The organism is Chitinophaga barathri, assembly GCF_003807585.1.
In the GTDB taxonomy this organism is placed as follows: domain Bacteria; phylum Bacteroidota; class Bacteroidia; order Chitinophagales; family Chitinophagaceae; genus Chitinophaga; species Chitinophaga barathri.
The window spans coordinates 121,090-142,147 of sequence record NZ_RMBX01000005.1 but is presented as its reverse complement, the minus strand read 5'-3'; the positions used below and the strand labels follow the sequence as shown (position 1 = coordinate 142,147).

17 protein-coding genes are annotated in these 21,058 nt (G+C 53.1%); 10 read left to right on the top strand and 7 right to left on the bottom strand.

Features of this window, described 5'->3' with window-relative positions:
• Positions 1-16: 16 nt before the first annotated feature.
• On the bottom strand, positions 17-1,126 hold the full coding sequence (locus EG028_RS10570) for a hypothetical protein (RefSeq protein ID WP_123864631.1): 1,110 nt from the start codon (positions 1,124-1,126) through the stop codon (positions 17-19).
• A 181-nt stretch (positions 1,127-1,307) separates the two neighbouring features.
• Between EG028_RS10570 and EG028_RS10565 the strand changes: the two genes are divergently transcribed.
• Complete coding sequence (locus tag EG028_RS10565; protein ID WP_120516550.1) at positions 1,308-2,018, top strand: DUF4198 domain-containing protein; 711 nt, start codon at positions 1,308-1,310, stop codon at positions 2,016-2,018.
• Between the two features lie 531 nt (positions 2,019-2,549).
• Here EG028_RS10565 and EG028_RS10560 read toward each other — a convergent pair.
• On the bottom strand, positions 2,550-3,683 hold the full coding sequence (locus tag EG028_RS10560) for a glycoside hydrolase family 88/105 protein (protein WP_120516551.1): 1,134 nt from the start codon (positions 3,681-3,683) through the stop codon (positions 2,550-2,552).
• 377 nt (positions 3,684-4,060) lie between these two features.
• On the opposite strand from EG028_RS10560, the gene EG028_RS10555 reads away from it, so the two are divergent.
• The 3 genes from EG028_RS10555 to EG028_RS10545 all read left to right on the top strand — a co-directional run bounded on the left by EG028_RS10555 (position 4,061) and on the right by EG028_RS10545 (position 7,091).
• Positions 4,061-4,648 carry a TetR/AcrR family transcriptional regulator gene (locus tag EG028_RS10555; protein WP_120516553.1) on the top strand — a complete coding sequence of 196 codons (588 nt, stop codon included), beginning with the start codon at positions 4,061-4,063 and terminating at the stop codon, positions 4,646-4,648.
• Between the two features lie 104 nt (positions 4,649-4,752).
• On the top strand, positions 4,753-5,634 hold the full coding sequence (locus EG028_RS10550; protein WP_120516554.1) for an alpha/beta fold hydrolase: 882 nt from the start codon (positions 4,753-4,755) through the stop codon (positions 5,632-5,634).
• A 101-nt stretch (positions 5,635-5,735) separates the two neighbouring features.
• Positions 5,736-7,091, top strand: a complete 1,356-nt coding sequence (locus EG028_RS10545; RefSeq protein ID WP_120516555.1) for an SGNH/GDSL hydrolase family protein — start codon at positions 5,736-5,738, stop codon at positions 7,089-7,091.
• Between the two features lie 21 nt (positions 7,092-7,112).
• Here EG028_RS10545 and EG028_RS10540 read toward each other — a convergent pair whose 3' ends face one another.
• Positions 7,113-7,562, bottom strand: coding sequence for a VOC family protein (locus EG028_RS10540; RefSeq protein WP_120516556.1), 450 nt, complete (start codon positions 7,560-7,562; stop codon positions 7,113-7,115).
• A 55-nt stretch (positions 7,563-7,617) separates the two neighbouring features.
• Positions 7,618-7,902, bottom strand: coding sequence for a hypothetical protein (locus EG028_RS10535; RefSeq protein WP_120516557.1), 285 nt, complete (start codon positions 7,900-7,902; stop codon positions 7,618-7,620).
• A gap of 185 nt (positions 7,903-8,087) precedes the next feature.
• Between EG028_RS10535 and EG028_RS10530 the strand changes: the two genes are divergently transcribed.
• The 6 genes from EG028_RS10530 to EG028_RS10505 all read left to right on the top strand — a co-directional run bounded on the left by EG028_RS10530 (position 8,088) and on the right by EG028_RS10505 (position 15,003).
• Positions 8,088-8,645, top strand: coding sequence for an NADPH-dependent FMN reductase (locus EG028_RS10530; protein ID WP_120516558.1), 558 nt, complete (start codon positions 8,088-8,090; stop codon positions 8,643-8,645).
• Positions 8,646-8,691: 46 nt separating this feature from the next.
• Complete coding sequence (gndA, locus tag EG028_RS10525) at positions 8,692-10,107, top strand: NADP-dependent phosphogluconate dehydrogenase (protein ID WP_120516559.1); 1,416 nt, start codon at positions 8,692-8,694, stop codon at positions 10,105-10,107.
• Positions 10,108-10,125: 18 nt separating this feature from the next.
• Complete coding sequence (gene zwf / locus EG028_RS10520) at positions 10,126-11,634, top strand: glucose-6-phosphate dehydrogenase (protein WP_120516560.1); 1,509 nt, start codon at positions 10,126-10,128, stop codon at positions 11,632-11,634.
• Positions 11,635-11,640: 6 nt separating this feature from the next.
• Positions 11,641-12,366: a 6-phosphogluconolactonase gene (gene pgl, locus EG028_RS10515; RefSeq protein WP_120516561.1), complete on the top strand. Its 726-nt coding sequence runs from the start codon at positions 11,641-11,643 to the stop codon at positions 12,364-12,366.
• A 150-nt stretch (positions 12,367-12,516) separates the two neighbouring features.
• A complete protein-coding gene (gene kefF, locus EG028_RS10510; protein WP_120516562.1) occupies positions 12,517-13,128 on the top strand; it encodes a glutathione-regulated potassium-efflux system oxidoreductase KefF in 612 nt (203 codons plus the stop codon).
• 12 nt (positions 13,129-13,140) lie between these two features.
• Complete coding sequence (locus tag EG028_RS10505; RefSeq protein ID WP_120516563.1) at positions 13,141-15,003, top strand: monovalent cation:proton antiporter-2 (CPA2) family protein; 1,863 nt, start codon at positions 13,141-13,143, stop codon at positions 15,001-15,003.
• Between the two features lie 293 nt (positions 15,004-15,296).
• Here EG028_RS10505 and EG028_RS10500 read toward each other — a convergent pair whose 3' ends face one another.
• The 3 genes from EG028_RS10500 to EG028_RS10490 are packed head-to-tail and all read right to left on the bottom strand — an operon-like array spanning position 15,297 to position 20,919.
• Entirely contained in the window at positions 15,297-18,473 is a 3,177-nt protein-coding gene (locus EG028_RS10500) for an efflux RND transporter permease subunit (RefSeq protein ID WP_120516564.1), read from the bottom strand.
• A 6-nt stretch (positions 18,474-18,479) separates the two neighbouring features.
• Positions 18,480-19,571 carry an efflux RND transporter periplasmic adaptor subunit gene (locus EG028_RS10495; protein WP_162946453.1) on the bottom strand — a complete coding sequence of 364 codons (1,092 nt, stop codon included), beginning with the start codon at positions 19,569-19,571 and terminating at the stop codon, positions 18,480-18,482.
• A gap of 10 nt (positions 19,572-19,581) precedes the next feature.
• A complete protein-coding gene (locus tag EG028_RS10490; protein WP_221198100.1) occupies positions 19,582-20,919 on the bottom strand; it encodes a TolC family protein in 1,338 nt (445 codons plus the stop codon).
• Between the last annotated feature and the right edge of the window lie 139 nt (positions 20,920-21,058).

Below are 21,058 nucleotides of genomic sequence, written 5' to 3'. Positions count from 1 at the left end.
GGTTGGCTGAGGGATATTACTGGTAAGTTCTGAATACTACTTTTTCCACGATCACGCCCAGTTTTTTGAGGGATGCGTCGTTTGAACTGAATTTCTTTTCGCCGGTGTACTTGTCGTACAGCTTTGGATCGCCGCTGTTCACGGCGCGGAAGAGGATCATCACGCCTTTTTTGTCCATGGCGCCGCCTTCCCAGCTGTCCACCGTGCCGCCGTTGGTCCATTCAAAACCATTTATACGGAAGCCTTTGCCGTTCACTTTATTGACTTTTTCGATAGGGTCGCCGGGTTTGATGCCGAAGGGGGAGCGCCATTTGCCTTCTTCCCTGCTGAAAGCAACGGATTTGGTGGAATCTTTATAAAAGATCACCTCCATTTCATTTTCCGTATCCGGGTACACTACCCAGGCTTTGCCGGCATCGTTGCCTTCGAAGTCTACGGCATCGCGGAGCTCCACATTTTCCTTACCGTAAAACTCCAGCAACTGGTCCGGTTTCACCATGTTAAACACGTTGCGCACGTCCCAGTTGCGGGTATCCACCGGCATATTGGCGGCGGTATTGATGGTTTCCTTGGCAGGAGAGGAACCCGGAGCGGCGGCAGGCGCCTGGCCGGTGGCGTTCGCGGGCGGGGTGCCCTGGAGCACGGTGCCTGCGGCGGCGGCCTGGTTCTGGTTGTCAGGCGGGGCTACCATCACGGAAATCTGTTTCGGGATGGCGCCGATGCGGTAGAGCTCGTTTTTTTCGTCCACGAGGGCTTTATTGTCGTTTTTATTTTTGTTCACGATGTAGGTGGCCAGGGGGAACACATTGCCGGAGCTCACGTTCATGGCGCGAAGGTTGGCAATGAGCGTCTGGCGGTTGCAGTCGCTGTACTGGTAAAGGAACTTCATGGCTGCGTCCAGCGCGGCGGGATCCTTTTTGAGGTCCTGCATGGTTTTATCCACTTCCAGGCCGCCGGCGCCGCTCCTGCTCATCTGTTCGGTCACAAATACCAGGGCCGGATCGTTGAGTTTCAGGAACTGGGTGGCCATTTTGGTAGAAATGTCTTCCACGGCTGATTCTGAAAGTTTCTGGGCACTGGCGGCTACCGGGAGAAGAAATACGAGCAAATAAAGGATCCGTTTCATGGAGGGCGAATTTAACACTTGATGTATAACGAACATCATTATCACTAAATTATGCAATATTCCCTATTTGCCGCGCAAATAGCCTGCCAATGAATTTTTCCGTTTTGCGTAAATAATATTACCGATCGGAGTAGGTTGTCCGGACGGGAGGGGATAATTTCACGCCCACAAAACTATTGCTATGCTTTACAGATCATTATGGATGATAACCTTTTTTACCCTGGTATGCGCCCAGGTGTTTGCCCACGCCCTTTGGATCGAAACAAATCCGACCGGTAAAAAAGGCCAGCCGCAGGAAGTGCGCGTTTTCTGGGGAGAGTTTGCCGATAAGGACATTTCCCCGCTGGATAAGTGGTTTTCAGATACCAAATCATACACCCTCACCCTCATTACCCCCGACCGTAAAGAGATTCCGCTGACCTCCGCCCCGGGCAAAGACCATTACAAGGCCTTTTTTACCCCTGAAACGGAAGGAGTCTACACGGTGGTGATGAAACATACCGTAAAAGAACTGTACCATGGCAGCCGCCTGGATTACAATTCCAGCGCCAGCGTACTGGTGGGCAAAGGCGAAGCCAGCCCCGAAACCAACAAAAACGAAGTGAGCGTATTCGTAGCTCCCAAAAGCGCGCATAAAGTGAACGAAAGCATCAATCTGCATGCCCTGATGGACTTGAAACCCGCCGCTGAACAGGAAGTGAAGGTATTTGCACCGAACGGCTGGGGCAAGGAACTGTACACGGACAGCACCGGCAAGGCCAGCTTTACCCCCATCTGGCCCGGCAGGTACATGGTGGAAGTAGCCGGCACACAGAAAAAGACCGGCCAGCACAACGGCCAGACTTTTGAGGAAGTGTGGAGATGCGCTACTTACTGCATTGAAGTAAAATAAGATACAACTGTTAATAAAGAAACGGATGTATGCGGCCGGAAAGGCTGTATACATCCGTTTCTTTTTATGACAATCCCCGTCCCGCTGCTTTATGCGCATTTGGCCTGGGGTGTAAAAAGGGGGTTAAGAGGCCGAATGATGCGGTACGAAGCCGGTATGACGCTGGTATGATAGCTGTATGATAACGATATCATACCGGCGCACCAGCAGCACAATACCGGTATACCTGGACTTTACCTGGACTTTACTTGGACTATACTTGGACTATACCTGGACTTAGAAGAGGTATTTTCAGGGTAAAAAGCCAGTTTCGGGCATTATTTCAGTGTCATTGGGGCTGATCAGATGGCTGATCCAGTTAAAAGGGGGTGGAAGTGGACTGATTTAAATAGAAAAACCGGAATGGCAGGTTCCCCGGGGAACTGATGTCCAGGGCGAATATACCTGCAAAAATCATTCTAAAAAAGGCGTCCGGGGAAGATATTTTTTATCTTTTCCCGCACGCCTTTTATTTATGGATATCTCTTTCAGTTATTTCCGCAGCAGGGCGGTAGCGCACCACAGCAGGGGAGCCTGGCCATGCAGGTCGCCGGTGAGGCGCTTACGGTCCAGGTAATACTGGTGGTCGTTTTTCATATTGGTGCCTTCGCAAACGTCCCGGATGTCTGAATTTTCATCCAGGTAGGTGATGAGGGTGAGCCACGCTTTGCGGGCGGCGGGGCCATAGGTTTTGGCGTCCAGCCAGCCGTTTTTCACGCCGGTGATCATCGCGAAAGTGAACATACCCGTGCAGGAAGTCTCTTTCCAGGACTTCGGGTCATCAATCAGCTGGTGCCACATGCCGTCTTCCGCCTGGTATTTCAGCAGGGAAGCCATCATGGCTTGGTAGGCTTTCATGATGCGCGGGCGGTTCGGGTTGTCTTTGGGCACGGAGCGCAGCAGTTCGCTCATCCCAGCCGCCATCCAGCCATTGCCGCGGCCCCAGAAGAAGGGCGCGTCCGGGGCGTGGTAAAAGAGGCCGTTGGGTTTTTGCAGGCTGTCCAGGTACAGGATCATTTCATTGGCCGCCTTGTCGATATAAGCACGGTTCCCGGTGGCGCGGTAAGCCTGGCTTTGCACGGCGGTGATCATGAACATATCGTCTATCCAGAGGCGGGTCTGCCAGGTATATCCCTTATTATAAAACGTGTGGGATTCCGGTTTTACGCGTTTGCCTTCGGGTGGGCCCCACTGTTTGTCCGCGATGCCTTTGCCGAGCGTGAGGTAACGCACGTCTTTGGTTTGAAGGTAAAGTTCCAGCGGCACGGAGCCGAACACGGTGTAATCCACGTGATCGGGCACGGGGATAAGCGTGTCCCTGGAGCCGAAAAGCGGCTCAAAACGTTTCACCAGTTCCTGGCGGAGGGCGTCATTTTTTGTTTCCTTTGCAAAGGTGAGCGCGCCGTACCATGTGCAGGTTTCGGGGTAGGTGATCACTTTAGGGGGAACGGGCCGGCCAAAGTTGGTATGCGGTGTTGCAACAAAGTGGTCCGCCACCCTTTTACCGATCTCTTCCGGTGTGGCGCCTTTCGGGAAGTTTTTCAGGTCCGCGGATTGCGCGAGAGCGCCGGCGGAGAGCATCAGGAGAGATGCTGCCAGCAATTGTGTCAGGTGCTTTATTTTCATAACGTTAGTTGAACTGAATACAAGTTATGCAAACGTTTGCATATTTGCAAGTTGCCTTGCGTAAAACTACGTGTTTTGAGAAATCAGCGGTTTTACTCGTGTTTTTCCGGCAGGGCTGCTATAATTTTACGCCTGCTAGTCTGATTACTACTGTTTGTTTTTCCCCAACCCCTCTCAGAAAGTACATCCCCCCGGATGTACTTTCGTCTTTATACAACGCCTGCCTGTACGCTATAAAACATCAACATCATATCTCCGCTTTTTTGCAGGCCATGTCCCTTTGCATCCTGCCGATTCAAATGATATCAGCCGGGTTCAAATTTAATTTTGACCGAATGGTATAGAATAGTATCTTTGAACTGTCAACAGTTAAAACCATGGCAGGAAGAAACAGAGAGTTCGATGAAGATAAAGCCCTGGCGGCCGCCACGGAAGTATTCTGGACCAAAGGATACGAATCGGCCTCTATGGAAGACCTCCTGCAAGCCATGGACCTGAACAAGGGTAGTATGTACAATGCCTTCGGCAGCAAAAGGGAATTGTTCATACAGGTGATAGACCATTTTTTTCGCAAAGAAGGCGTGCTGATCAGAGCCCTGTTCGAGCAGCATAAAAATCCTATCAAAGCATTTAAAGAGATCTTCCGGCAGGTAACGCAGCCGGCGGATATGAAAGCCCATACAAAAGGCTGTTTCCTGGTGAACACCCTCGGGGAAATGAGCGGCATGGACGAAGAGCTGGCCGCCCTTGCCCGTCACAAACTCCTGGATGTGGAAACAATCTATCTTCATTATATCAAAAAAGGCGTGAAAGAGGGGTATATCACAAACGAAGCTTCCCCAGAAACCCTGGCGAAGTACCTGGTGAATATGTGGAACGGCATGAGCATCTCACGCAGGATGTACGGCAGGAAAGAACTGGAGAAACTCGTGGAGCTGCAGCTGGGCGTACTTCAACCAGCCTGACTTTTTTTTTACTTCAATAATTGACCGATTGGTATAGAATGAAATATAGGCAGAATATCTTTTTTACTTTAATAATTGACCGTTTAGTCTAAAATTAAATCATCATGACAACGTACAACACCATCGCCGTAAACGGCCTCAACATCTTCTACCGCGAAGCCGGCAGCCGCAGCAATCCTACCATTCTCCTCCTGCACGGTTACCCTACTTCTTCTTTTATGTTCCGCAACCTGATCAGCAAACTGGAAGATCGTTATCACCTGGTCGCGCCTGACTATCCCGGTTTTGGGCAAAGCAGTATGCCATCTGTAACAGAATTTGAATACAGTTTTGATAACCTTGCCAATGTGATGGAACAGTTCATAGACGCCATTGGCCTGGGTAAGTTCAGCCTGTATGTAATGGACTACGGCGCACCCGTTGGTTACCGCATCGCCGCCCGCCAGCCCGAAAGGATAGAAGGCCTGCTGGTACAGAACGGCAACGCCTACCGCGAAGGGATGACCGACTTCTGGGCACCGATCTTCCGTTACTGGGAGCACCCCGAAGACCCGGCCAATATCGACGGCGTGGCCGTGATGCTGAAACCGGAAAGCACCCGCTGGCAGTATGTAAATGGGGTGAAAGATATCTCGAAGATCAGCCCGGATACCTGGCTGCACGACCAGGCTTTGCTGGACCGCCCGGGAAACCGCGAGATACAGTTGCAGCTTTTCCTTTCATACGGTACAAACCCGCCGTTGTACCCGGAATGGCAGGCATATTTCCGTAAGTACCAGCCACCCACCCTCATCATCTGGGGCGAGCACGACGACATCTTCCCCGCATCCGGCGCCCATCCTTATAAACGCGACCTCCGGAATATTGAATTCCACCTGCTGGACACCGGCCACTTTGCGCTGGAAGACCACCTGGACGAAATTGTTTCACTGATAGACGGCTTTCTTGAAAAGAATGTAAAAAGAACGACGGTACCGGCTCTCTGATATGGAATAGTGCTTATGCGGCAGGCTCTCCCGAAAGGAGGGCCTTTGCCATATAGGATTTTTCGAAGTATTGTCTATTTTTATCGGATATATTCAGAACCATGCGCTCCTTTATTATCATTTGTTGCCTTTTCGTTTGTAGTATTACCGCTTCCGCCCAGGTGTTCAAAAAGGGGGACAGGGTATGTTTTGTGGGAAACAGCATCACGCACAACGGTGATTTCTGGCACAACGTATCCCTTTATTACGCCACGCGTTACCCGCAATTGGGCGTTACCTTTTTTAACTGCGGCATTTCCGGGGACGTGACGAAGGGCATCCTGTCCAGGATGGATGAAGATATACTGGTGCATCAGCCCACCTGGGCCGTGATCATGATAGGCATGAACGATGTGAACCGCCCGCTGTACGACGCCAAACGCGTGAACGAGCCCGGCATCAAAGAACAGCAGCAGCAGGCGCTGGCCACCTATAAAAAGAACCTGGACAGCATCATCCGCATATTCCAGTCCAACGGGATCAAAGTGGTGCTGCAAACACCCTCTATCTACGACCAGACTTCCAAAATGGCCGGCAATAATCTTTACGGGGTCAACGATGCGCTGAAGACCTGCGCGGGTTACATCCGCGAGTTTGCCGCTAAATATAACGTGCCTGTGGTAGATTACTGGACCTCGCTCAGCACCTTCAACACAGAGGTGCAACGCACGGATTCCACCGCCACGGTGATCGGCAAAGACCGCGTGCATCCCGGTCCGGTGGGCCACCTGCTCATGGCCTGGGAATTCCTGAAAACATTCAAATCGTCTCCCATCGTGGCCACCATCGTGGCGGACAGGGATACAAAATCCAGCCAGGCCAAAGCTCAGCAGGCTAAGATCACCAACCTCGTGCGGGACAACAAGACCATTACCTTTACCGCGGAGGAGCAGGCATTACCTTTCCCACTGCGCGATGAGCAGGCTTTTGCGCTGGAATTGGCGCCGTTTACGGAGAACTTCAACCGCGAACTGTTACAGTTCAATTTCCTGAAACCCGGTGAATACATCCTTTCCATCGATGATATAGAAATCGGGAAATATTTTTCCGGCGAGCTGGAAAGAGGCGTGAACCTGGCCCTGATCACCAAAACACCGCAATACCAGCAGGCACAGAAAGTACAGGCATTGCTGCAGAACAGCTGGAAGCTGGAAGCCCAGCTCCGCCAGATGCGCCTGCTGGAATACCGCTTCATTAATACATTGCCTGGGAAGGAAAACCTGGAAGTGATAAAACATCATTACGATACCGGTTTTGCTAAAAAGCCCGATACCGACAACATAAAAAAGATGCTCGGCAGCTACCTGGAGCAGAAGCCGAAAGAAGCGGAGATCCGCCGGCAGTGGAAAGCTTCACTGGACTCTATGCCAGTGCTGACGAAGCCGGTAGCGCATAAGTATATGCTGAAGCGGGCATAGTTCAGAAAACAGCTTCAATAATTATTTCCGGGCGTCGTTCACCTCAATCCAGTATCCATCGCGGTCCTGGAGGTAGATCTGTTTGACCCCATCCACCCTTACCGTCACTTTTTCCTTTTCACCGGCCCAGTTGATATAGGTCATGCCTGCTTTTTTGAGCCGGACGATAAACTCCTCTACAGAATCCACGCTGAAACAGATATGAGAATTCCGGTCGCCGGTGTACGGGCCTTTGGCGCCTTCTATCAGGTGAAGGTGGCTTAAGGGACCAACGGAGAACCAGGTGTGTTTGCCGTCATGGAAAGGTTCGGGAATGGTGTCCAGGCCGAGGAAGTCGCGGTAGAATATGGTCGCTTTTTCAAGGTCCTGCACATACAGCGCGAGGTGGTTCAGATACGGTCGCGTTTTCTGCTGCGCTGAAGCGGCTGAAGCGGCGGTAACGAAAAGACAGAGGAGCAGTAATTTTTTCATAACCCGTACAAGATAATAATTTCCTGTTTCGGGAGGTAATAATAAGCAGGGGTGGCTATTTGCGCTGATATACGGCCGCCTTCCGGGGCATATTGAGCGGCAGGATCAGCAGGACGGACATCACGGCTGTAAGGCTGATCAACGTGACACCCCAGCCCAGGAGCATGGAAGTATCCCCGCCTTCGCGGCTCACATCGCCGGCTTCGTCTATCAGGGCCAGCAGGAAATAAAAACTCGCCGCCAGCATTACTCCGCCGGTGATCATCCGGGCCGCCGGATGCCTGAAAAAGAAAAGACCGGAGGACAAAACGAGCAGGGTGAGGCCCAGGAAATTGATCATATCAGCATTCCATAATATACAAACGGAACAGATAATGAAGTATGAACAGGGGACATAGTGCTTGAGGAGAACACCTAATTTCATGGTTTGGGGGATTAATACTGTAATTTATGCAGTTGTTTCAACTTTTCCTATCACATTTTTGTGCCTATTTTTGCGGGGTTGAAAGGCTCAATCGATTAAACATGAGTACACCCGTTCATATTGTTGGCATTTCCGGCAGTCTTAGAAAAGGTTCTTATAACACAGCCCTGCTGCACGCGGCGCTGGACAATCTCCCTCCCGGCCTTACGGCTGAAACAGCAGGTTTTGAAGATATCCCCCTGTATAATGCGGACCTGGACACGGGTGATCGCCCGCCTTCCGTGCACCGCTTCCGGGAACAGCTGGCAGGGGCGCAGGCCATCCTGATCGTATCTCCGGAATACAATTATTCCATCCCGGGCGGTCTGAAAAACGCCATAGACTGGGCCAGCCGCGGCCCGGATGCGCCTTTGCTGCACAAGCCCGTGGCCCTGATGGGCGCCACCCCGGGCATGTGGGGCACCGTCAGGATGCAACTGGCATTTAAATCCATATTCCAGTTCCTGGACATGAAACAAGTGGCAAAACCCGAAGTGCTGGTGGCCCAGGCCGCCGGGAAGTTCGACGCGCACGGGAATCTTACGGACGAAAAAACAAAAGAGCTGGTGTATCGCGCGCTGGAAGCGCTACGTGATCTTACCCTGCAATTGCACAAATAAATGGCTAATTTCGCCGCTCTAATACTCAATACAGACAATAATCAATATGGCAAACAGCTTATACGAATTCGGAATGATCGGCCTGGGCGTGATGGGGCGCAACCTCCTGCTCAACATGGCGGATCATGGATTTGCCGTGATCGGCTTCGATAAGGATACTGAAAAGGCAAAAGCACTGGAATCATCCGCTACCGCCGGCACCCGCGTAAAAGGGGTAGTGTCGCTGGAAGAAATGATCAGCCAGCTTCAGCGCCCCCGCAGGGTGATGATGCTGGTGCCGGCCGGCAAACCGGTGGACGATGTATTGGAATCTCTCAAGCCCCTGCTGGAACCGGGAGATATCGTGATAGACGGGGGCAACTCCCATTTCACGGACACCCTGCGCAGGGTGGAATACACCAAAACCTCCGGCTTCCATTTTATGGGCGTAGGCGTTTCCGGTGGGGAACAGGGTGCACGCACCGGCCCGAGCATTATGCCCGGCGGGGACCAGGAGGCATATGCGCATGTGAAACCTATGTTGGAAGCCATTTCAGCTAAGGTGGAAGGGGAGCCCTGTGTGGCTTACCTCGGCAAAGGCGCGGCCGGTCATTACGTGAAAATGGTGCACAATGGCATTGAATACGCCATCATGCAGCTCATCAGCGAAAGCTACCGCCTGCTGCAAAGCGCGGGGCTGAACAATGACCAGCTGCACGAAGTATACAAAAACTGGAACAGCGGGGATATGCAGTCTTTCCTACTGGAGATCACCGCGGACATTTTCCTGCAAAACGATGATAAATCCGGGCAGCGGCTGATAGACGTGATCCTGGACAAAGCCGGCTCCAAAGGCACCGGTAAATGGACTTCCCAGGAAGCCATGGACCTGGCCGTGCCCGCCACGATCATAGACACAGCAGTGTCTATGCGTACCGTTTCCGCTTACAAAGACGAGCGTGTACTGGCGGCTAAGGTATACGCGGAACCAAAAATTCCCGTATCCGCGGACACGCAGCTTTTTATCTCGCAGGTAAAAGATGCGCTGCAGTTCGCCACCATCATGTGTTACGCACAGGGAATGGCAATGCTGCACACCGCATCCGAAGCGCATGACATGCAGATACCCCTGCCCGATGCCGTAAAAGTATGGCGCGGCGGCTGCATCATCCGTTCCGCCCTGCTCGGCACTTTCTACAAAGCGCTGAAAGAAACACCCGAACTGCCGAACCTGCTGCTGAACAAAGCAGTGGCCGACATTGTAAAAGAAAAAGAACATAACATGCGCGCTGTGATCGTACAGGCCGCACAGGCAGGATTGCCCGCGGCAGGTTTTATGGCGGCGCTTTCATACTTCGACGCATACCGCACCGAAAAGCTCCCCACCAACCTGGTGCAGGCGCAACGCGATTATTTCGGTGCACATACATACCAGCGGATAGACATGCCGGGCAGTTTTCATACCACCTGGCTACACCATTAATCAATTTTTATCTTTTTTATGCAACATCATAAACGCCCGCCAGCTTCCATCCTCTTCATTTTCGGAGGCAGCGGCGACCTGAACTACCGGAAGCTGACGCCTGCTCTGTACAATCTTTTCCTGGACGAGTGGATGCCCGACCGTTTTGCCATCGTAGGCATCGGCCGTACGGAATATTCTTCTGAAAATTACCGTGCTCACCTGCAGGAAGGCATCGAGAAATTCTCGCGCCGTAAAGCAGAGGAGAACGGTCACTACAAGGAATTTTTCGAGCATGTGAACTACCTTCAGCTGGATGCCGGCGACATCGCTTCCTATCAGCGCATCACGGAATACGTGCAGCAGAAGGAAACCGAATGGGGCGTACACCCGAACGTGATCTTTTACCTGGCCGTAGCGCCGCAGCTGGTGCCTTCCATCGCACAGGAGCTGGGCACGCTTAATCTCTGCAAAGACAAAAGCGCCACCCGCATCGTTATCGAAAAACCTTTCGGTCACGACCTGGAAAGCGCGCATGAACTGAATGCCCTGCTCACCGGCCTGTTTGCCGAAGAACAGATCTTCCGCATAGATCACTACCTGGGTAAGGAAACTGTGCAGAACATCCTGGCGCTGCGTTTCGCCAACGCTTTGTTTGAACCGGTATGGAACCGTCATTATATCGATCATATACAGATCACCGCAGCCGAAAGCGTAGGCCTGGAAGGTCGTGGCGGTTATTACGAACACTCCGGCGCCCTGCGCGACATGGTGCAGAACCATATCCTGCAATTGCTTTGCATGGTGGCCATGGAAGCGCCCGTATCCTTCGATGCGAACGAGATCCGCAATAAAAAAGTGGATGTGCTGAACGCCATCCGCCCCATCAGGCGCGAAGACGTACACGAATCCGCTGTACGTGGCCAGTATGGCGCCGGCTGGATGAAAGGCAAACAGGTGACCGGTTACCGTGAAGAAAAAGGCGTAACGCCCCAGTCCAACACGGACACTTACGCAGCCGTTAAGTTTTTCATTGACAACTGGCGCTGGCAGGGCGTGCCGTTCTATGTACGCACCGGTAAACTGATGCACCAGAAGAGCACGCACGTGACCATCCAGTTCAAGGAAGCGCCCACTTTCGCTTTCCCGTCTGAAGCCGCGGAATCCTGGCGCAGCAACCGTCTTACCATCAGCATTCAACCGGAAATGGACATCCGCATCCGCTTCCAGGCGAAACGCCCGGGGCAGACCATGACGCTGGACCCTGTGAACATGACCTTCAATTACGAAGGTTCGGACGATCATACGCCTGAAGCATACGAAACCCTGCTGCTGGATGTGATGGAAGGAGACGCCACGCTGTTCATGCGCGCGGACCAGGTGGAATCCGCCTGGAAAGTGATCATGCCCATCCTCGAAACATGGGAAACCCGCATCCCGCAGGACTTCCCGAACTATGTTCCGGATTCCTGGGGCCCTGAAGACGCAGATGCGCTCATCGCCCGCGACGGGCACAGCTGGATCAACCTGCCACCGGAAAAAAAATAGCGCCTTATGGAATTACATGTTGCAAAAGATACACAGCAGCTGAGCGAGAACCTGGCCGCATTTATCAGCCAGTACATCCAGGAAGTGCTGCAGAAACAGGAACGTTTCACCTTCGCCCTTTCCGGCGGCAACACGCCCAAAGCGCTGTATGCCCTGCTGGCCAAAGAGCCGTATGTGAACATGATCGAATGGAACAAAGTGCATTTTTTCTGGGGAGATGAAAGGGCGGTACCCTTTGAGGATTCCCGCAACAATGCCCGCATGGCCTACGACGTACTGCTGGACCAGGTAGGCGCCCTGCCCGAAAACGTCCACGTGATGCGTACGGACATTGAGCCTGAAGCATCCGCTGCTGAATACGAAAAAACACTCCACCGTTATTTCGACGGGAAAGAGAATACTTTCGACCTGGTGCTGCTGGGTATGGGGGATGACGGCCACACGCTGAGCCTCTTCCCCGGCCTGCCGATCGTACAGGAGAAAAAGGCCTGGGTGAAAACCTTCTGGCTGGAAGCGCAGGATATGTACCGCATCACGCTCACCGCACCTGTTACCAACCTGGCAGCCTGCGTAGTGTTCATGGCCACCGGTGCTGGAAAAGCCCTCACGCTGAAAGCGGTGATAGACGGCGCCACCGATCCCGACCGTTACCCTTCACAACTGATCCGCCCCGAAAACGGGGACCTGCATTGGTTTGTGGACGAAGCGGCCGCGGAAGCGCTACAGATATAAAATACAGCTTCCGGCTTTGAAAGCACAGGAGCGTTGATATGATAAGACCGGCCAATACCGGTGACAATTACAAATGATGACCGGGGAGAGACATTAGGCTGGTTCGCCTAATCTCTTTAACTTCAGTCATCATTTGTAATTTCCAGGAGATTGAAAGTATTAGTCCTCTTCGCCCACCCGGCATTTGAACGTTCCCGCGTTCATGCAAAATTAATCAGGGCAGTAAAACAGCTGCCCGGCGTCACCCTGCGCGACCTCTACGAAATATACCCTGACTTTGACGTACATCCGGACACAGAACAGAAGGTATTAAAGGAGCATGATGTGATCATTTTTCAGCACCCGTTTTACTGGTACAGCGGCCCCGCATTGATTAAACAATGGATGGACCTCGTGCTGGAGCATGGCTGGGCATACGGCAAAGACGGCAATGAGCTGAAGGGGAAATACATGCTGCAGGTGATCTCCACCGGGGGCAATGAAGGGGCATACAGTCCTGAAGGGCATCACGGTCATGTGGTGAAACAGTTCATGCTGCCTTTCGAACAATCCGCCAGGCTCTGTCATATGCATTACCTGCCGCCCTTCGTAGTGCATGGCACCAACCAGCTTTCCGAACAGCAGCTGGACCAGTACGCGCAAGGGTATACCCAACTTCTGCAAGCCATACAGGCCGGCCAGCTGGACCTGCAAAGGGCGCAGCAATTACAGGAACTGAACAGCCTTACCGGCATTCCGCAAATAACATCCGCATCCAAATAAACCCGGGCTCTCATGACGAACGAATCCTTTTTCTACCAGGCACTGGTCTACCTTGCCACCATGGTGGTATTTGTACCGCTGGCCAAAAAACTGAACCTTGGCTCCGTGCTGGGCTACCTGATCGGCGGCATCATCATCGGGCCGGCCATATTGGGTTTGATAGGCCATGGCGGGGAAGACCTGATGCATTTCGCGGAATTCGGGGTGGTGATGATGTTGTTCCTCATTGGTCTTGAGCTGGAGCCGTCGCTGTTATGGAAACTCCGCGCGCCGATCCTCGGCCTGGGCGGTTTGCAGGTGACCGTTACGGCACTGGTCATCACGGGGCTGGCTATACTCTTCGGTTTGCCCTGGAACCAGGCGCTGGTGATCGGGATGATCTTGTCTTTATCTTCTACGGCTATCGTTTTGCAGATGCTGGGCGAAAAAGGGCAAATGGGCTCGGCGGCGGGGCAGAGCGCGTTTTCGGTGCTGCTTTTCCAGGATATCGCGGTGATCCCGATGCTGGCTATTTTCCCGCTGCTGGCGCCGCAGGGCGCGGCAGTGTCGGAGGAAACTACTTCGCTGATAGCCGGCCAGCCGGCCTGGGCAAGAACGCTGATCGTATTGGGCGCGGTAACGGGCCTGGTGATCGGCGGGCGGTACGTGGTAAAACCGATACTGCATATCGTGGCGCGCACAAGGCTGAGAGAATTGTTCACCGCCTCGGCCCTGCTGCTGGTGGTGGCCATTGCCGTGCTGATGACACTTGTGGGTTTAAGCCCTGCTTTGGGCGCATTTCTCGGCGGTGTGGTGCTGGCCAATAGCGAATACCGTCATGAGCTGGAAAGCGATATAGAGCCTTTTAAAGGGCTGTTGCTGGGGCTTTTTTTTATAGGAGTGGGGGCCACGATCGATTTTAATCTTATTGTGGAACACCCTATGCTCATTACCGGGCTGGTAGCGGGCATTATGACCTTGAAATTTGCGGTGTTGCTGGGGCTTGGCAAAATATTCCGCTTGAGCCGGGAGCAGAACCTGCTGTTCTCCTTCGCGTTGCCGCAGGTGGGTGAATTTGCTTTTGTGCTGTTTTCTTTTGCCGGAGGCGCGGCGCTTCTTGAAAAGGATATCGTAAGCACTATGATGGCGGTCGTGGCCATTACCATGGCGCTTACGCCCCTGCTGATGCTGGTGTTTGAAAAATGGATACAGCCCCGCCTGGGCAGCGCCGCGGACCAGGCAGATAGAGAACCGGACCAGATGGACGAACGCAACCCGGTGATCATTGCCGGCTTCGATCATTTCGGCACCGTTGTAGGCCGTTTCCTGCGCGCCAGCGGTGTAAAGACCACCGTGCTTGATCTCGATTCGGACAGGGTGGACCTGCTGCGCAAAATGGGCCTGAAAGTATATTACGGAGACGCCTCCCGCACAGATATGCTCAAATCCGCCGGGGCGGAACAGGCCCGTGTGATCGTCATAGCGATGGCCACGCCGGAAAAAAACAGGGAAGTGGTAGCCACCGTCAAAAAGAATTACCCTCACCTGCAAATGCTGGTAAGAGCGACCGATAACAACGATGCCTTTGACCTGATGAACGACGGTGTGCTCCGCATATACCGCGAAACGGTGGATACCTCGCTGCGCATGGCTTCCGATGTGCTGGAGATGCTGGGCAGAAGGGCTTACCAGAGCCAGCGTGCCGCGCGTATGTTCCGCCGCTTCGACGAGCGTTCTTTAAAAGGCCTGTCCGCCTACCGCGACGATAAACAGTATGTAAACGTCATGAGAGAAAGGATCGAGGAACTGCAAAAGCTGATACAGGCGGATGCCTATACGAACATGATGATACGCGATGCCGGCTGGGACAGGGAAAATGCAGAGGAACGGAATTGACCGGCTATAGAAATGTGTAATGTAAAAGTTCAGGCCGGTTGCACAGGAAGTCCGGATATGATGGTATTTTGCCTTTTGCCTCAGAAATACCCCGTAAATATCGGAAACCTATATGGTGCCTATAGGAGAGGTATAGGCAAGGCGGACCTGAGGTGGAGATGAGGTGGACTTGATCAGGAGTTAATCCGGTTAATATTCCATCAGTGGCCTGACAGCTGCCGGATGGGATATGTCCAAAAAAAGTTGCCGGGAATGATCCCGGCAACATCAAAACAGTATTTAAAGTGACAAGCTTAATGGAGTGAGCTTTCTTCAGGCGGGCGGTTTTTCCCTTCTTCTTCCAGCTGCGCCAGTTTCTTTTTACCATACGCCAGTCTTGTGATCAGTACGTACAGTACCGGTACGGAGAAGATGGCGAGCACAGTGGCCGCCAGCATTCCCCCCACCACGGTAAACCCGATATTCACACGCGAAGCCGCACCGGCCCCATGTGCAAATACTAATGGTAACACGCCGAGAATAAACGCGAAAGACGTCATCAGGATAGGCCTGAAACGTAACGCTACCGCTTCCAGCGTGGCTTGAATCAAAGGCATGCCCTTGTCCACCCGCTCTTTACAGAACTCCACGATCAGGATCGCGTTTTTGGCGGAGAGGCCGATCAGCGTAATAAGACCGATCTGGGAATACACACTGTTAGCCTGCCCGGTAAGCCACAACGCCAGGATGGACCCGAACAAGGCTACCGGAACTGCCAGCAGTACGGAAAATGGGACAGACCAACTTTCGTATAGGGCGGTAAGGAGAAGGAATACGAATAAAATAGACAGCATGAAGATCAGCATGCTTTTGTTGCCGGCTTCAATTTCCTGGCGGGAGATATTGCTCCAGTCATAACTGAAATTGGCGGGCAAAACCTTTGCGGAGACTTCTTCCATGGCTTTGATAGCATCGCCGCTGCTGTAGCCGGGTTTGCTGGTGCCGCTGATCTCCACGGAGCGGTAAAGATTGAAGTGGTTGATCACTGGCGCACCCGCTCCCAGTTTATGTTTGATCAGGCTGCTGAGCGGCACCATGTCGCCGTTCAGGTTTCGCACGTAATAGAATTGCAACTGGTTAATAGTTTTCCGGTAACTGGTATCGGCCTGTAACACCACACGGAAGCTGCGCCCGAAGCGGGTAAAGTCGTTTACATACAAGCCGCCGAGGAAAGTCTGCAACGCGCTGAATACATCATTCACGGCCACGCCAAGCTGCTTGCAGCGGTCACGGTCCACTTCCACGTTGTATTCCGGGGTGGTAGAGCTGAAGAAGGCGTAGGCCTGCGCTATTTCCGGTCGCTGGTTAGCGGCTATCAGCACATCGCGGAGCACTTTGTTGAATTCCGCGATATCGTTGCCGGTCCGCTGTTCCAGTACATACGAGAAACCGGAGGAGGTACCCATCCCGCGCAATGTGGGAGAGGGCAGCGCCAGCACAGTGGCTTCTGTGATCTGGGAGAGTTTGCCTTGCAGGCGGCCGATCACCACGTTCATGTTTTGCCCGTTCTCGTATCTTTCGTCCCATGGCTTGAGGTTGACGAACCAGGTGGCGGAGTTCGGTTTGTTTGCACCCGCCACGAAGTTGATACCGGCTACGCCCATGTAATGCGCCACAGCGGGATCTTCGGATAATATCTTATTTACCCTTTCTGCCACTTCCCTTGTGCGGACGGAAGCGGATGCGTCAGGCAGTTCGAGCGCGAGGAACAGCGCGCCCATGTCTTCCTGCGGCACGAAGGTGGTGGGTACTTTTTTGAAAAGGAAAAAGGCCGCGCCGAAAAGAATGCCCAGCAAGATCAGTATAAAAGCAGTTTGTTTGATAGCCCTGCGTACGCCATGCGTATATCTTTCGGTGAACCGGCCAAACCATTTGTTGAAACGGTAATGCAGTGCATTCAGTCCCCTTGATTTTTCATTCAGCTGCGATGGTTTCAGCATAATGGCGCAAAGCGCGGGGGTAAGCGTAAGCGCCAGGAAGGCGGATAATATTACGGAAAATGCGATGGTCAGGGCGAACTGCTGGTACAGCTTCCCGCTCACGCCGGGTATAAATGCCACCGGTACAAATACCGCGGCCAATATCAGGCCGATGGCGATCACCGGCGCCTGCACTTCGTGCATGGCGCGATAGGTGGCATCCAGCGGGGTCATGCCGTTTACGTCTATATGATGCTGGACGGCCTCCACCACCACAATGGCGTCATCCACCACGATACCGATGGCCAGTACAAAACCGAAAAGCGTAAGGGTATTGATGGAAAAGCCCAGCAGTGTAAAGAAGATGAATGTGCCGATCAGAGAAACGGGAATTACCAGCACGGGCACCAGCGTGGCCCGCCAGCTTTGCAGGAAGATGTATACTACCAGCACCACGAGGGCCAGCGCTTCCAGGAATGTATGTATTACTTCGTTGATGGAGATCTTTACGAAAGACACCGTTTCGAAAGGAATGAGCCAGTTGATATCCGGCGGGAATGTTTTTTCCAGCTGTTTCATCCTCGTCTCCACGCGTTCCGCCACGTCCAGCGCGTTGGCGCCGGGAGAGAGGTAAATGGCCATCCCGGTGCCGGGTTTACCGTCCGCGCGTACGTCTATGGCGTAGCTGAAGGAGCCAAGCTCCTGGCGGGAAATGTCTTTCAGGCGTACCAGCGAGCCCGTTTGCGGGTTGGTGGTTACGATAATGTCCCCGAATTCTTCCGAGGTGAGCAGTCGGCCTTTTACTTTTACGGTATATTCAAAAGCCTGGTTTTTATTGGCGGGCGGCGCACCGATGATACCGGCGGGCGCCTGTGTATTTTGTTCCTGGATGGCCCTGGCCACGTCCGCGGTGGAGATGCTCAGGTTGGCCATTTTATCCGGGTCCAGCCAGATGCGCATGCTGTAGTCGTTTGCAAAGGCGGTGACGTCGCCGATGCCGTGGATACGCGCTATTTCCGGTTTGAGGTAAATGTTGAGATAGTTTTCCAGGAAAGCCTTGTCGTGCGTGCCGCCGGGGCTGTTCAGCGCCAGCACCATCAGCATATCGTTCGAGCGTTTTTTGGTGGTAACGCCCACCCTGCGCACATCGTCCGGCACGGCGGGAAGCGCGAGGCTCACACGGTTTTGTACGTCCAGTGTGGAGATATCAGGATTGGTGCCTATTTCGAAAGTAACGGTGATGCTCATGGAGCCGTCGTTTGCACTGACGGACTGTAAGTACATGGCGCCGGGCGTACCGTTCACCTGGTTTTCGATGGGAGTGGTTACCGTTTCTTCTACCGTGGTGGAGTTTGCACCGATGTAGCTGGCCGTAACGGACACAGTAGGCGGCGCAATGTCCGGCAGCTGGGCCACCGGGAGGTTCACCATGCATATGAGCCCTACGATCACCAGGATAATGGCGATCACGATCGTGGTATTTTTCCTTTCTATGAACGTTTTAGAGATCATGTGCCTTTATTTTACATTCACGGTATCGCCTGGTTTTACTTTCTGAATGCCATCCACCACTATTCGCTGCCCGGACTTGAGGCCGGTATGGATAATCATGAGACTGTCTACGATAGGCCCTTTCTGGATAGGAACGGCCTGCACCACGTTGTGTTGGTCCACCGTATACGCTTTCACTTCGCCCAGCAGCTCTACAATGGCTTTTGCCGGTATGGCGATCTGGTTAGGCGTGTGGTAACGTATCTGTACCAAAGCCGTCATGCCCGATTTGAGCGTTTCCCCTTTATTGGGAAAAGTAAGGCGAACGCGCAGGGTACCCGTTTTCGGATCAACCAGGTTATTGATGAGCAGCACTTTTCCCTCCTGTGGATAAACGCTGCCATCGGGGAAAGCAATAAAATATTTGATCCCCGCCGAATCTTTTTTTGTGTTCCCAGCAAACTCGCCGTAGCGGGCCTGCGGGATATCGATGTCCGCGAAGATCGGATCTTCGTTCACAAGGGTATTGATGGTGGTGGAGCCGGCAGTCACCAGGTCGCCGATGCGCAGCGCCGCGATGCCGATCTTTCCGTCCTGCGGGGCGCGGAGCACGGAATGGCTGATGTCCGTTCCCGTTCTTGCGCGGGAGGCTTTGGCGGCGGCGAGGATGGCTTCGGAGGTTTTAACGGCGGTGAGCGCCTGGTCTACGGTCTGGCGGCTGATGGCGTCTGCCTTTAGCAGGTTGGCGTAACGCTGGTAGTCCTGTTTCTTTTGTGCAAGATCCGCTTCGGCCTGCAGCACGGAAGCCTCTGCCTGGTCGTAGGTGGCCTGGCTACGGCTTTTGTCCACTTCATACAGTATCTGCCCTTTTTTAACGGTACTACCGTCTTTGGTATGGATGGCCTCGAGGTAGCCGGTCACGTCCGACCGTATATCTACAATTACATTGCCGATAAGCGAGGCGGGGAAACTTTCGGTGACCACATATTCGGTGGGTTTCACTTCGTATACGGTTACACCGGGGCGTGGCATAGGGCCTCCTGCCTGTTGCTGTTTTCCCTTGCAGGCCATAGCCAGCAGGGGGATCAGCATTAAATAAGTTGTGCGGGTGCGTTGCATAACCATTGATTTATTCCACTTTGATCTTGCCCATCGCCTGATCCAGCTTCACTTTGCTGATGAGGGCATTGATCAGGGCGGTGATATATTCGTTCTGCGCTAGTTTGAGATTGTTGTCTGCCGATATTACGTCGAGGCTGGTGGAAACGCCCTGTTCGTATTTTAGTACCACGCGGTCGTACACACCCTGCGTCAGCTCTATGTTCTTTTGCTGGGTGAGGTAAGACGCGTAGTTGTTTTTGAACTGCGTCCAGGCATCCCGTACCTGTAGTTTTATCTGCTGGTCCAGGTAGCTCAGGTCGTTTTGGGATTGTTGCAGGGTGATAGCGTATTGCCGTGCCTGGTAGATCCTTTCCGTGCCGGCGAATATGGGCCAGGAAAGCCGGAGCCCTAAAGCAGATGCGCCGAAGCCGGTTTTATACAGCTCGGAAAATTCCCCGCCGAACCAGTTGAAGCCGTAGTTCACAAAAGCGTTGAGGGTAGGGAGGAATTCCAGTTTTTTACTTTTCAGGCTCAGCCGGTTGAGCTCTACCTGCACGCGCTGCATAGCATATTCAGGCCGGTCCAGCACGCTGTAGTTCATACTGTCAGGCAGCGCCACGCTGGTAAAGTCATTGACAGTTTCCTTTATATCGAGTTTTGCGTTGAGGGGCAGTCCCATGCTGAATTTCAGCAGATCATAGGCATAACCTTTGGTCCGCTCGAGGTTGGCGCGTTCGGTTTCCACGCTGTTAAAACTTGCCTGGATGCGGTCCACATCGATCCTTTCCGTTACGCCTTCTTCGTATCGGGCTTTGGTATCTTTGAGGGTTTTGCCGAACTGCGCGAGGTTGGCATCCACGATGCGGATGCTTTCCAGGGCTACGAGCACATCGAAATAAGCCACGCTTACCTGCACACGGGTATCGATGGCGGTGCGCTGAAGGTCGCGCACGGAGAGTTCGTCATATACTTTGGCGGCGCGCAGGCCGAGGAAATAGTCGCTGTTGAAGAGTGTCTGGGTGGCTTCGCCGGTGAGGGCGGAAGAAAATTTGGTGCCGAACTGGACAGGTATTTTGTTGTCCGGGTTGCCGGCGATATCCGGGATGAGGGAAGTTTGCAGTTTCAGGTTGTCCGTAAAGTTGCCGGTGACGGTCACATGCGGGAGCAGGCGGCCCCTGTATTCCCTGATCCTTTCCAGGCTGGACTGCCTGCTGAGGCGGGCGTTCACCACGTTATTCTGGTTGCTGAGCGCATATTTTATGCATTCTTCAAGGGAAAAAACATAATTACCGGAAGTTGTGTCCTGTTGGGCGGAAAGGGCCTTGACGGTCAGCAGGAGTGCCACAGTCAGCAAGGTTTTACGCATGGTTATGTAGGGGAGCCAGCATCTCATACGGATAGAAAATTCAGTTTTAAAGCCGGTGATACTAGTAAAGAACAATCCTGAGATAAAAAGGTTCAACGGTTTATTCTACCCTTTATGGAAAATAAATGCCCCGGCATCT

Bases quoted from the DNA above. Each gene is read 5' to 3' on its own strand.
- EG028_RS10565 (WP_120516550.1), top strand. From the start codon at position 1,308: ATGCTTTACAGATCATTATGGATGATAACCTTTTTTACCCTGGTATGC.
- EG028_RS10530 (WP_120516558.1), top strand. From the start codon at position 8,088: ATGAGTACACCCGTTCATATTGTTGGCATTTCCGGCAGTCTTAGAAAA.
- EG028_RS10555 (WP_120516553.1), top strand. From the start codon at position 4,061: ATGGCAGGAAGAAACAGAGAGTTCGATGAAGATAAAGCCCTGGCGGCC.
- EG028_RS10545 (WP_120516555.1), top strand. From the start codon at position 5,736: ATGCGCTCCTTTATTATCATTTGTTGCCTTTTCGTTTGTAGTATTACC.
- EG028_RS10495 (WP_162946453.1), bottom strand. From the start codon at position 19,571: ATGCAACGCACCCGCACAACTTATTTAATGCTGATCCCCCTGCTGGCT.
- EG028_RS10570 (WP_123864631.1), bottom strand. From the start codon at position 1,126: ATGAAACGGATCCTTTATTTGCTCGTATTTCTTCTCCCGGTAGCCGCC.
- EG028_RS10535 (WP_120516557.1), bottom strand. From the start codon at position 7,902: ATGATCAATTTCCTGGGCCTCACCCTGCTCGTTTTGTCCTCCGGTCTT.
- EG028_RS10505 (WP_120516563.1), top strand. From the start codon at position 13,141: ATGACGAACGAATCCTTTTTCTACCAGGCACTGGTCTACCTTGCCACC.
- EG028_RS10560 (WP_120516551.1), bottom strand. From the start codon at position 3,683: ATGAAAATAAAGCACCTGACACAATTGCTGGCAGCATCTCTCCTGATG.
- EG028_RS10550 (WP_120516554.1), top strand. From the start codon at position 4,753: ATGACAACGTACAACACCATCGCCGTAAACGGCCTCAACATCTTCTAC.
- pgl (WP_120516561.1), top strand. From the start codon at position 11,641: ATGGAATTACATGTTGCAAAAGATACACAGCAGCTGAGCGAGAACCTG.
- EG028_RS10540 (WP_120516556.1), bottom strand. From the start codon at position 7,562: ATGAAAAAATTACTGCTCCTCTGTCTTTTCGTTACCGCCGCTTCAGCC.
- zwf (WP_120516560.1), top strand. From the start codon at position 10,126: ATGCAACATCATAAACGCCCGCCAGCTTCCATCCTCTTCATTTTCGGA.
- gndA (WP_120516559.1), top strand. From the start codon at position 8,692: ATGGCAAACAGCTTATACGAATTCGGAATGATCGGCCTGGGCGTGATG.
- EG028_RS10490 (WP_221198100.1), bottom strand. From the start codon at position 20,919: ATGCGTAAAACCTTGCTGACTGTGGCACTCCTGCTGACCGTCAAGGCC.
- EG028_RS10500 (WP_120516564.1), bottom strand. From the start codon at position 18,473: ATGATCTCTAAAACGTTCATAGAAAGGAAAAATACCACGATCGTGATC.